This window comes from Clostridium liquoris (assembly GCF_002995785.1).
GTDB classification, from domain to species: domain Bacteria; phylum Bacillota; class Clostridia; order Clostridiales; family Clostridiaceae; genus Clostridium_AO; species Clostridium_AO liquoris.
Genome location: NZ_PVXO01000028.1, coordinates 67452 through 80807 on the forward strand (window position 1 = coordinate 67452; position 13356 = coordinate 80807).

8 protein-coding genes and 1 pseudogene are annotated in these 13356 nt (G+C 30.0%); all 9 read left to right on the forward strand.

The window, feature by feature from the left end; all coding sequences use genetic code 11:
* Nucleotides 1-100: 100 nt before the first annotated feature.
* Nucleotides 101-1777, forward strand: coding sequence for a recombinase family protein (locus CLLI_RS04915; RefSeq protein WP_106063121.1), 1677 nt, complete (start codon nt 101-103; stop codon nt 1775-1777).
* On the forward strand, nt 1770-3437 hold the full coding sequence (locus CLLI_RS04920) for a recombinase family protein (protein ID WP_106063122.1): 1668 nt from the start codon (nt 1770-1772) through the stop codon (nt 3435-3437). Before CLLI_RS04915 ends, CLLI_RS04920 begins: the two co-directional genes overlap by 8 nt.
* Nucleotides 3430-4914 (forward strand): recombinase family protein, encoded by a 1485-nt coding sequence (locus tag CLLI_RS04925; protein WP_106063123.1) that lies wholly within the window; start codon nt 3430-3432, stop codon nt 4912-4914. Before CLLI_RS04920 ends, CLLI_RS04925 begins: the two co-directional genes overlap by 8 nt.
* Before the next feature lie 233 nt (nt 4915-5147).
* Nucleotides 5148-6194, forward strand: coding sequence for a hypothetical protein (locus CLLI_RS04930; protein ID WP_106063124.1), 1047 nt, complete (start codon nt 5148-5150; stop codon nt 6192-6194).
* Nucleotides 6195-6251: 57 nt separating this feature from the next.
* Nucleotides 6252-8480: pseudogene (locus tag CLLI_RS04935) on the forward strand (type I restriction endonuclease subunit R); the annotation flags it as partial.
* A gap of 178 nt (nt 8481-8658) precedes the next feature.
* A complete protein-coding gene (locus tag CLLI_RS04940; RefSeq protein ID WP_106063125.1) occupies nt 8659-9645 on the forward strand; it encodes a sulfide/dihydroorotate dehydrogenase-like FAD/NAD-binding protein in 987 nt (328 codons plus the stop codon).
* Nucleotides 9642-10919, forward strand: coding sequence for an FAD-dependent oxidoreductase (locus tag CLLI_RS04945; protein ID WP_106063126.1), 1278 nt, complete (start codon nt 9642-9644; stop codon nt 10917-10919). The genes CLLI_RS04940 and CLLI_RS04945 overlap by 4 nt, the downstream gene beginning before the upstream one ends.
* Nucleotides 10920-10982: 63 nt before the next feature.
* Nucleotides 10983-11363, forward strand: a complete 381-nt coding sequence (locus tag CLLI_RS04950) for a cell wall-binding repeat-containing protein (RefSeq protein WP_106063127.1) — start codon at nt 10983-10985, stop codon at nt 11361-11363.
* Nucleotides 11364-11645: 282 nt separating this feature from the next.
* On the forward strand, nt 11646-13052 hold the full coding sequence (gene uxaC, locus CLLI_RS04955) for a glucuronate isomerase (protein WP_106063128.1): 1407 nt from the start codon (nt 11646-11648) through the stop codon (nt 13050-13052).
* Nucleotides 13053-13356 lie beyond the last annotated feature (304 nt).

Sequence of the window (13356 nt, forward strand, 5' to 3'; positions counted from 1 at the left end):
GGTGCTGACAGATATATATAAGTGCGGTAAGATGAAAATATAAAGTTTCTGAAATCCTTAATAAATTGCACCCAAAATGTTTATTAAGGAGAGAAGAGAAATGAATAAAACTAAAGCTTATATGTATCTTCGTTTATCAAGAGATGATGGGGATGAAGGTGAAAGCAATTCTATCACAAATCAAAGGGAACTTATAAAAAGCTATGCTCATAAGGCAGGCTTTAAGATTGTCAAGGAATTTATTGATGATGGTTATACAGGTTCCAACTTTGATAGGCCAGATTTTAAAAGAATGCTTAATGACCTTGAAAAGAAAGACTGCAAAACGATTATTGTAAAAGACCTTTCGAGATTTGGAAGAGATTATATTGAGTCGGGGAAGTTTCTTCAGAAAACTTTTCCTCAAATGGGAGTTAGGTTTATATCAGTTAATGATAACTATGATAGCGAAAATGCTGATGTAAGTGACACACATCTTATTCTTCCTATAAAAAACTTTATCAATGATAGTTATTGCAGGGATATATCCATGAAAGTGAAAAGTTCGCAAAAAACTAAAAGACAGAGAGGAGAATTCATAGGAGCATTTGCACCCTATGGATATAAGAAAAATAAGAAGCAAAAAAATCATCTTATAGTTGATAGAAATGTATCTCATATAATTAGGAAGATTTTTGAAATGAAAATTGAAGGTTATTCTTCAAAGGCTATAGCAGATGAACTCAATAAACTTGGAGTCCAAACTCCTGGGGCCTATAAAGAAAGCCAAGGTTCTAATTTTACAACAGGCTTTGCCACAAATAAAAGTAAATGGCAGGCCAAGATGATAAATAGAATTATTGAAAATAGAGTTTATATAGGAGTCCTTGAGCAAGGAAAAAGGACAAAGCTTAATTATAAGTCTAATAAGGAGATTAAAGTTCTTGAAGAGGACTGGATTAGGGTAGAAGGAACTCATGAATCTATTGTTACGGAAACAATGTTCAATGTAGCAAATAAGATGATGGGAAGAGATATTCTAAATAGGAAGTCAAAACCTGATTTTCTAACAGGGCTTCTTTATTGTGCAGATTGTGGAAATCAACTTGTAAGAAGAACTCAGAAAACAAAAAACGGACAAAGAATTTATTATATATGTGGCTTATATAATCGTGGTAAAGGTTGTTCAAGGCATAGTATTAGAGAAGAGGATATTTTGTCCTCACTAGATTACATCTTAAAACAACATATTAGATACCAGGAAGAACTGTTTGCAAGAATCAGAGAAACTGATTTAAGTAAAACAGAATATGAACTTGATTTAGATGATTTATTATCTGAAAAAAAGAAGTATGAAACTCTCAGACGTTCTCTTTATACGGATTTGGAAGAAGAGCTTATTGATGAAGATGAATTTCAATCCTTTAGAAAAAGCTATCAATTAAAAATAAAAGAGATAGACCAGCAGATTATAAGTAGGAAGAAAGCTTATGAAGATTTAGGAGATATACTTGCTTCTAAAGAAAACTGGCTTACAGACCTGGAGAAGTATAAAAATATTGAAAGCATAGATAGGCAAACACTTGCTTTATTTGTAGATAGAATTCTGGTAGAGGAAAAAGACCAAGAAGGAAGACCTAGAATAGCAGTATTTTTTAATGATATGGAGAAACTGGACATATTAAAGAAAATAATAAATGGAGTAAAGAAAAGTAATACTTCTAATCTTATTTCCTTTAATACCATGGCTATTAAGAACCTATCCGCTCAAAGAGAGGGGGTAGCTGTTAATGGCTAGAATATCCAGAAGGGATCTAATAAAGACAGAGGAAGCAAAAATTATCAGTTCATTTAGGGCTGGAATTTATACTAGGCTCTCACAAGAGAGAACAGAGGAATGGAGGAATAAATCATCTTCCATTGAAACCCAAATAGAAATCTGTCAGGAATATGCCAATAAGGAAAACATGAATTTAGTCAAGGTTTATACAGATTATGAGTATTCTGGAACAAATTTTGATAGGCCTGGATATATTGAAATGATGGATGATGTGAGAAGTGGTCTTATAAATTGTATTATAATAAGAGACCTATCACGACTTGGTAGAGAACATCTTGAAATGGGCAGGCTTGTAGATAAAGTATTTCCCTTTCTGGGAATAAGATTTATTTCTGTTGTAGATAAGATTGATACAGAAAAGGGTATTGATGCAAAATTATCCTTTGAAATGTTAATAAAGAACCTTATAAATGATATGTATGCAAAAGATATTGGCCAAAAGATTAAGACTAGTAAAACAGTAAGTGCCAAGCAAGGATTCTTTATAGGTTCAAATCCGCCATTTGGTTATAGGGTAGTAGAAAAGGATGGTGGAAGAAAACTTGAGCCGGATGAAGTAAGCATGAAAGTAGTAGAGAGAATTTTTACTAGGTATGTAGCTGGTGATAATACTTTTAAAATAGCTAAAGAGCTTAATGAAAACAATATCTCTACATCAAGCTCCTATAATAAAACAGGCAATATCTTACGTGAACCAGGAGAGCCGCAATGGAGAAAAGGTACAATAGCCAATATGCTTAGGCAAAGAGTCTATACAGGTTGCCTTGTTCAAGGAACTAAGGAGAATGTACCAGGAAGAAAGAGTGGCCACTATAGGCAAAAACCTAAAGATGAGTGGATAATTATTGAAAACTCCCATGAAGCTATAATTTCAAATGATTTATTTTTGGCAGCCCAGGAGATACTTGATAATAATAAAAAGAAGGACTATTTTAAAATAACAAGACATGATATGAAAAGAGATACAGTTAATAAATATAAAGGTGTAATTTTTGATGCAAATACGAACCTACTTTTAATGAGAAATGGAGTTAGAAGCAATAAGAAAAATGCTAAGTTTTATCATTATAAGTTCACAAATAAAGAAAACAATGGTATTTTACTTGAAACTCCTTATATTTCTATAATGGAAAGTGATTTAGATAATCTAGTAATAAAGAAGTTGATGGATGTACTCAGCATTGATGCAAGTGGAAAAGATTGTAAAGATAGAATTATTGATATATGCAAAATAAAAATTGAGGTGGTAGAAAAAAATCGCAAGTCTATTTCTCTTAAGATTTCAAAACTTAATTCAGATTTAAAAAGACTATATGAAGATTATAGTTTGGGAAAGATTGAGAAAGAAGACTATCTTGAAAAAAGAATATTAAATAGAAAAAACCTAACCATCTATGAAAAGAACTTAAGTGATCTTGATCTTCAAATCCTTTCAATAGAAGCTCAAGCTGAAGAAGAGATAGGATTATTTGATAGTCTATTTTCCAATAAAGATATTAAGCTAGATGAAAATATTGTTCAGAAATATATTGAACGTATTGATGTATATGATAATGAAACTATGGAAATTAGCTTAAAAGGCTTTTTAGGTGGAAGGGAGATGAGGTTAAGTGATTAATATTGCTATTTATCTTAGAATATCCGTACTTGAAAAAGGAAATCTAGGACATACAGAAGATACTATAAATTCTCAAAGGAATATTATTAAGAACTTCATCTTTAATGACCAAGAGCTTAAAAAGGCAAATATAGAAGAATTTATTGATGAGGGTTATAGCGGTAGCACTACTTCAAGGCCAGGCTTAGATAAACTTCTTTTAAAGGTAAGACAACAGAAAATAAACTGTATCATAGTAAAAGATATGTCACGATTTATGAGAAATTATATAGAAATGGGTGATTATCTTGAAAACATTTTTCCTTTTATGGGAGTTAGATTTATAGCAGTCAATGATGGTTATGATAGTAGTAATGAAGTTCAAAATGGAACTGAATTAGATATTCAATTTAAAAACCTTCTTAATGATTATTATAGTAGGGATATTTCAGAGAAAATGACTACTGCTTTACTTGTAGCTAAAAAGCAAGGAAAATATACCTCTGGAATTCCACCCTATGGTTATCTAAAAGATCCTAAAGATAATTATAAGCTTATAGTTGATGAAAAGGTTGCTGATAACATTAGATATATATTTCAACTTATTCTTGAAGGATATAGCCTAAACGAAACAGCTAAGATTCTTAATAGTGAAGGTGTTATAACTGCAAGGGCAAGGAGACAAGAGTTAAAAGGTTATGATTCTTATGCTAATAGATGGGAGTCAACGGTAGAGCAAACCATTTGGTCTGCCAGTATGGTTAGAAGAATATTAAAAAATGAAACTTACACAGGGACTTTTGTCTTCAATAAATCAACAAAGAGCAAGCTAGATGGTGGTAAGGTTATATATCATCCTGAGGAAGAATGGATAAGAATCTATGATAACCATGAAGCTATTATAAGCAAAGAGACATTTGATAAGGCTGGAAAAGCATTAAAATCAAGGCATAGAAATAGTATAAGAGGAAGTAAGAGTAAATACAAAAATAGTCCTCTTGCAACTTTTGTAAGATGTAATAAGTGTGGTTACAAAATAAGGTTTGGTAAAAGCTCTAATGGAAAAGAGTTAATAGGAATTAATCTTTACTGTTATCACTGTAGAATGCTTGAGCAGGAAGAAAAGCTACCCCATTATAAGGAATTAGAAAAAGAGGTATTTGAAATTCTTAAAGATAGATTCCATACAGATAAGACAGAAAAGAAAAAGCTTCTGAATGAGCAAAAGGGATTTTATGATAAGAATGACCAGCTATCAAAGAAGAAGAGGATAGAGTTTGAAAACTATAAGTTTGGTAAGATTTCAAGGGAAGACTTTATAGAAATAAAAAATCAGTTACAAGAGTCTACTGAAGAAAATAATAAACGTATAGAAGCTATTGATAAGGATATTAAGGAAAGTGGAAGTATAGAAACCCTTACTGAAGATGTAGTAGGTGAATATATTAAAACAATTTACATTTCTGGTAAAGGTATAGAAAAAATAGAATATAATTAGTACAATAGAAGGAGATCCTAGGATCTTCTTCTATTGTATTGTGTTTTTAAAAATTGACTATAGATATGATGAAGTAAGGGATTAAATATGAGGGAGTCAGATTAAAAAGAAAAAATCAAAACTTATAAAAAAAATAAAATATTTAGATAGTAAAAGAAAAACTGTATTCAAATAAGAAAAAAAGAGGAGAGCATTAGCGTATTTCATAGAAAATACAATGTGCAAAAATGTATATGTATAATGAAAAAGAAAGATTGTTAGAATATCTTAATAAAATAGGAGTGGGGAAAAATATAGAGGAGATTGGTTTAGAAATATTAGACTGCCATAAGTGTTGCAATGGAGAATTTATGGATTATACCTTTATTATAAAAAAAACAATTCATATAGCTAGTAAAATAAGTGATTCTTTTTATGGTTATACTAGAAAGAAAAACGATAAAGAAGGCTATCATCTTGGATGTACTTTACCAATTGAAGGAATCTTTTTTCATGAGGAATATGACCGTTGCTCGGATGCTATTGAATTATACTCAACAGTATATGGAGAAGCCATTTTTGAGCCTGATAAAAAGAACAATGATAAAAAGAAGAATGACTCAAAGAAAGATATTATATGCTTCAAATTTCAAAATAATAATAGCATAGAAGTAAGTGGAGATGTTGATTTTAATTTTAAAATGGAACATGTAAGATATTTATCAAATATTGTAGAAAATAGCGGTTCAAGAATGGATAAAGAAAGTAAAAGAACTTTAGTGAATAGAATCTTTGCTTATAATAATTTGACCTATACACCTGCAAATATTTCTCTATTTCCTGTGACAGGGGGATTAAATAATATAAAGAAATCATTAGGTAATGATAGATTAGATACTTTTTTGTGTGCATTAAATTTATATTTTGAAGGCGAGTATACTTCATTTATTTTATCTGGTGCAGGTGGGCCTAATCCACCATTCATTAAAAATAGGAATAAACTAAAGGAATTTCTAGATAATTTTAATGACATTGACAATTACTGTAACCAAATATATCATATTGATCGTGATTTAGTTCATGATTTATGCTCATCAGGCGCAAAACCTATTGATACAGCAGAAAGGGTTGAGGAATATCTTGATCTTGCAGATAAGTTTTGGCAGCAAAAGGAAAATTTTTATAAGGAGTCTAACACAAAGATTCAAAGTCAGTACCAAAAGATGTTAAAAATGGCTTGTGAAGCAAGAGGACTGGAATATAAAAATACATTTACTGGTACGCAAGACTATACTTGTTGACATGCAGATTTAATTTAATTTTTAAAAGAAAATACTATCATACACTTGACACGATAGGGAACAGGTAAAACAAGAACTGCTATTTCCTTGGTTGATGTATTAAGCAAAAATAATTGGGTTAAGAATGTATTGTTTTTAGCGGATAGAACAGCTCTTGTAAGACAGGCTAAAAAGAATTTTTCAAAACTACTTCCAGATCTTTCATTATGTAATTTATCAGATAACAGGGATAATCCAGAGGAATCAAGAATGATTTTTTCAACATATCCAACAATAATGAATGCTATTGATGATACTAAAGGTAAAGATGGTAAAAGATTATTTACCTGCGGGCATTTTGATTTAATTATTGTGGATGAGTCACATAGGAGCATTTATAAAAAATACAAAGCCATTTTTGATTATTTTGATGCATATTTAATAGGGCTTACAGCTACCCCCAAAGATGAAGTTGACAAGAATACCTATACTATTTTTGATATGGAAAATGGAGTTCCCACTTTTGCTTACGAGTTTGAAACAGCAGTTGAAGATAAATTTCTTGTGGATTATAAAACAATAGAAGTTAAATCTAAAATAATGGAAGATGGAATTAAATATGATGAGTTATCTGATGAAGAAAAGGAAGAATATGAAGAAAAGTTTGACACGGATGAAAATATAGGAGAAGAAATAAGTAGTGCTGCTATTAATGAATGGCTATTTAACGCAGATACCATAGATTTGGTTTTAAATAAGCTTATGGAAAAAGGATTAAAAATTGAGGGAAATGAAAAGCTTGGTAAAACTATAATTTTTGCTAAAAACCATAAACACGCAGAAGCTATTAAAGAAAGATTTGATAAATTATATCCAAAACTTGGTTCAAACTATACAAAAGTAATAGACAACAAGATTAATTATGCAGACAGCTTAATTGATGACTTCTCTGACAAAAATAAGCTGCCACAAATAGCAATAAGTGTTGATATGCTTGATACAGGCATTGATATTCCTGAAATTTTAAATCTTGTTTTCTTTAAAAAGGTAAGGTCTAAAACTAAGTTTTGGCAGATGATAGGAAGGGGGACAAGGCTTTGTGAAGATTTATTAGGTATTGGAGAAAATAAGGACAAGTTTTTAATATTTGATTTCTGTAATAATTTTGAGTTTTTTAGAATGAATCCAAAGGGTTTTGATGGTAATTTAGGACAGACTTTAAGTGAAAGAACATTTAATCTTAAAGTAGATTTAATAAAAGAACTTCAAGATTTCAGGTATTCTGAAGAAGAATATGTGAACCATAGAAAAGAATTGTTAGAAGATGTACTTGAAGATATAAATAATTTAAATGAGGACAATTTTTTAGTAAGAATTAACTTAAAATATGTTCAAAAATATAAAAACAAAGAACAATGGCAGAGCCTTGGAGCGGTTAGCACAAGAGATATTAAAGAATATATAGCTCCACTTATTAAAACACTAAATGATGATGAGCTTGCAAAAAGATTTGATATACTTATGTATACTATTGAACTTGCTAAATTGCAGGGGAATAATGCAACAAGACCAATAAAAACCGTTATAGAAACAGCTGAAAGCCTATCAAAGCTTGGAACTATACCACAGGTTCAAGAACAAAAATATATTATGGATAAAGTTAGAACAACTGAATTTTGGGAAGAAGTTGATTTGTTTGAATTGGATGAAGTTAGACAGGCACTAAGAGAGCTTATAAAGTATTTAGAGAAAAATATTCAGGAAACTTATTATACACATTTTGAGGATATGATAATTCATGAAGAATATCATGGAGCTATGTATAATACAAACAATTTAAAAAATTATAAAAAGAAAGTTGAATATTATCTTAAAGAACATGAAAATCAACTTGCTATATTTAAACTTAAAAATAATAAGAAGCTTACAAAACAAGATTTAGAAACTCTTGAATCTATTATGTGGAAAGAACTTGGAACAAAAGAAGATTATGAAAAAGAGTTTGGAGATATGCCAGTTAACAAACTTGTAAGAAAAATAGTAGGCTTAGACAGAAATGCTGCTAATGAATTATTTTCTGAGTTTTTAAATGATAAAAACTTAAATACTAAGCAGATACATTTTGTAAAGCTGATAATTGATTATGTAGTAAAAAATGGGTTAATTGAAGATAATAAAATTCTTATGGAAGACCCATTTAGAACCGTTGGAAATCTTTCTGCATTATTTAAAGATAATATGAATGATGCTAAAAAAATAATGGGTAAAGTTGCTGAAATTAAAACTAATGCGGAAATAATTATTTAATATGAATTGACTAATGAATAAACTATATAAGTACTAGGTACAAAAGTATCTGGTACTTTTTTTATATTTTATGAAGAAAGGGCGGTAATGAAATAAAAATACATTAGAAAAAGTAACAAAATACTGAAATTAAAATAAATTAGTAGTATAGGTTTAGTAATTATCAGGAGGAATGTGAATGAACTACGAGGTGAGGGACTGCATTGATGCAGGAAGTGAATATTGTCCTTGCCATTTAGCGGAAAGCGGAGAGTGTATACTATGTTCTCAATTAAGAGACAAAAACTTTTGTGATTGTATAAATTGGAAGGGAGTATGTATTTATCAGGAATTTGTATGGAATGGACAAAAGGCTAAGGAAGGAAGAAAAGAAATCCAATGCGTACTTTTAAATAAAGAATTCATATATGATGATTTAGCTCTATTTACTATATCCGTACCTCATAAACTAGCTAAAGAGTTAACCTCCCCAGGAAGTTTTGTATTTTTAAGAAATCCTGTCAGTGACCATTTCTTTTCAACTCCTATATCTATTATGGATGTAAATGTTGAAGAAAATAGAATAGTTCTAGCATTAGAAGTAAAGGGAATAAAGACTAAAAATTTAAACTTAATTAATGAAGGAGAAAAGATACTAGTTAGAGGACCATTTTGGAATGGAATATTGGGACTAAAAAATCTTTATAAAAGTAAGGATGGTACATCCATTGTTACTACTAGAGGTATTGGTCAGGCCCCAATTGTACCAGTGCTTAAAAAACTTTATGCTAATGGAAATAAAATATATGTAATATTGGATAAGAATCCTTATAAAGATATATTTATAAAAAAATATTTAGATTTATATAATTGCGAACTAATAACAACCACATTGATAGATGAAAATGGTGAAATAGCATCAGAATTTAAAAGAATATTGCTTTCTATATTGAAAAATGAACAGGTAAATATTATACACTCTTCTGCCGCAGATATTATCAATTATAATGTATTAAATCTTATTGGAGAAACAATAGATTTTTCTTGTTGTAACAATGCGAAAATGTGTTGTGGAGAGGGAGTTTGCGGAAGCTGTAGTGTTAAAAATAAATATTTTGATATAGAAAGATCCTGTAAACTTCAAATAGATCCAAGAAATATTTTGGAGGGGAGGAGACTACTATGAAGGTTATAATTATAGGTGGCGGTTGGTCCGGATGTGCAGCAGCAATAACTGCCAGAAAAGCAGGTGCACAGGTGGTTTTATATGAAAAGACAGATATGTTAATAGGACTTGGTAACGTTGGAGGAATAATGAGGAACAATGGAAGATATACTGCAGCAGAGGAATTAATAAATCTAGGTGCGGGGGATTTAATAAACATAACAGATAGGAATACAAGGCACAGAAATATAGAATTTCCGGGACATGGTCATGCTTGGCTTTATGATGTTAATAAAGTAGAGCCAGAGGTAAGAAAGCTTTTGCAAAACTTAGGTGTAGAATTGCATTTTATGAACAGAGTAGTAGATGTAGAAAAGGATAAAAATAAAATAGTAGGATTATATATATCTGATGGAAATTATGTAAAAGGGGATGTATTTATAGAAACTACAGGTTCTACAGGACCTATGGGGAATTGCTTAAGATATGGCAATGGCTGTTCCATGTGCATATTAAGATGCCCTGCTTTTGGCCCAAGAGTTAGTATAAGTGCCAGAGCTGGAGTAGAAGATCTGCAAGGTGAGAGGGAAGAAGATGTATATGGGGCTTTTAGTGGATCCTGCAAACTGTGTAAAGAGAGTTTATCGGAGGAGCTTTTAAAGGAAATAGAAGAAAAGGGTGCTGTGGTTTTAAAAGTGCCTCCAGAGGATATAAACATTGATAAACTAAAACTTAAAGTTTGTCAGCAATATGCTTTAAGAGAATTTGCTGAAAATATAATATTATTAGACACTGGGCATATAAAATTGATGACGCCATTTTATCCTTTAGATAAATTAAGAAAAATAAAAGGTCTTGAGTATGCAAGATTTCTGGATCCTTATGCAGGTGGGAAGGCTAATTCCATTAGATATCTTTCTGTAGCTCCAAGAACGGATGATATGAAGGTTAAAGGTTTGGAGAATTTATTCTGTGCTGGAGAAAAAAGCGGTCTTTTTGTAGGCCATACTGAAGCTATGAGTACAGGAGCTTTATCTGGCCATAATGCAGTAAGATATTTTTTAGGCATGCCGCTTTTGATTCTTCCAAAGGTAACAGCTATAGGAGATATAATATCCTATGCAAACTTCCAAATGGCAACAAAAGAGGGAAGAAGAAAGAGATATACCTTTGCAGGAGCGGAGTATTTTAAGAGAATGAAAGATATAGGACTTTATTCTACAGATAATGCAGAAATAGAAAAGAGAATAGAAAAGTTGAATTTAAAGGATGTTATGAATCAAAAATTAATTTAAATTTATGAATTGAAGAGCTGTCTTATTTAAGGCAGTTCTTATAAATTTTAGGGGGATGTTTAGATGTTTATTAGAATGAAAAGAATATTTATTGTGGTTTTGACAGCCATTATAACTTTTGGAGTATCAAACCAGGTATATGCAAAAGATAGCTATAGCATAAGTAGAATTATAGGTATAAATAGGTATGAGACTTCAGTAAACATTTCAAATGGATTTAGCAATGGCATAGTACAAAATATAATTATAGCAAGTGGTAATGATTTTCCAGATGCATTAAGTATTTCAAGTATTGCTGCATCTAAAGGATATCCAGTATTAATGAGCGATAAAACAAACTTACCTAATGAAATTAAAGATACAAAATATGAAAGTTGGTCATATTTTGATCTAACTCTAAAAGATGGTAAAGTTATAGAAATGCATCAAGAATATAGACCGTGAAAATTTTTAGTAACTATTTTTTCAAGTTTAATGGTTGGTTGTCCAGAACAAAAATTTGAACCTACACTGATTCAAATAAAATTATTAAGTTAAAGGGAGTTACTAAGTTGTAGCTCCTATATTTTTAAGTATTTTAATAATATAAAATAAAAAACAAATTTTAATTATTTTTTAAATTTAATCAATTCGATATTGAATTATATACAACTTTATCATATAATGAATATAAAGTAATGTTAACGTGAACAATGATTATATTTATTAAAAGAGAGGGTGAATCATATGAAAAAATTTATGGATGAAAACTTTTTATTATTTAATGACACAGCAATAAATTTATATAATAATTATGCAAAAAATATGCCTATTATTGATTATCATTGTCATCTAAATCCAGAAGAAATTTTTGAAAATAAAAGATTCAAAAATATAACTGAAGCTTGGTTATATGGGGATCATTATAAGTGGAGGGTTATGAGAAGCAATGGTATAGATGAAAAATATATTACTGGAGATGCTAGTGATTATGAAAAATTTATGGCATGGGCAAAGACAATGCCAATGGCTATAGGTAATCCTATTTATCACTGGACACATCTAGAACTTCAAAGATACTTTGAAATATATGATGTTTTAAATGAAAAAAATGCTCCGGCTATTTGGGATAAAACTAATGAGTTACTTAATGGTGAAGGTTTTGGGGCAAGAGATTTAATTAAAAAATTTAATGTTAAAGCATTATGTACAACAGATGATCCAACAGATTCATTAGAATATCATATAAAACTTAAAGAAGATACTGAATTTGATGTAAAGGTTTTGCCAGCTTTAAGACCAGATAAAGGACTTCAAATAAATGCAGAGGGTTTTACTTTATGGGTTGAAAAACTTGAAAAAGTATGTGGAAAGAGCATAATAAGTTATGATGAATTTTTAGAAGCCTTAGAATCAAGAGTAAGATTCTTTCATTCAGTTGGATGTAGAATATCAGATCACGGATTTAATAGTTTAACATATGCAAAAGCCTCAAAAAAAGAAGTAGAATATATATTTGCAAAAGCACTAAAAGGAGAAAAGGTATCAAAAGAGGAAGAAAGTAAATATGTATCATATACATTACATTTCTTGTGTGAATTGTACTCAGAATTAGGATGGACAATGCAACTTCATATTGGAGCATTAAGAAATAATAATACAAAAATGTTTAAAAAGTTAGGATCGGATGCTGGATTTGATTCTATTAATGATGAAAAAGTAGCTTATTCTCTTTCAAAATTATTAGATTCATTAGAAGAAGCCAATTCCCTTCCCAAAACTATATTATATACATTAAATCCTAAAGATAATTATGTCATTAGTACCATGCTTGGAAATTTCCAAGGAACTGAAATTCCAGGAAAGATACAGTTTGGAGCTGCTTGGTGGTTCTTAGACAATAAAGAAGGTATGATAGAGCAAATGAAAACTTTGGCTAATACTGGATTGCTAAGCCGTTTTGTAGGAATGTTAACTGATTCAAGAAGTTTCCTATCTTATACAAGACATGAATATTTCAGAAGAATATTATGTAACTTGATAGGAGAGTGGGTTGAGAATGGAGAGGTACCAGATGATATGGAATTTTTAGGAGGTGTTGTTGAAGGGATATGCTACAATAATGCAAAAAAGTATTTCGGCATAAATTGTTAACGTGAACAAAAGGACTGATGTATTTTGTCGTTTAGTACGTATATTTAAAATAATAAAAGACTACCATTATATATGGTCAAGCATTAGGTGCAACTCATATGAATGGAATAATTAAATATTGAATTTTATAGTTAAGTACTTTTTTATATGATATTATATAAGTATTTACTATAACATAGAGACTAACTATATGAAGTCAAGTAAAAGTTAAAAGATTTTTATAGTTGTTTGATTAATGTTTAATTAATAAAAAAGAGCATGACAAAAAGAGCAATCAAAGATTACTTTTAAAAAAATTACATTT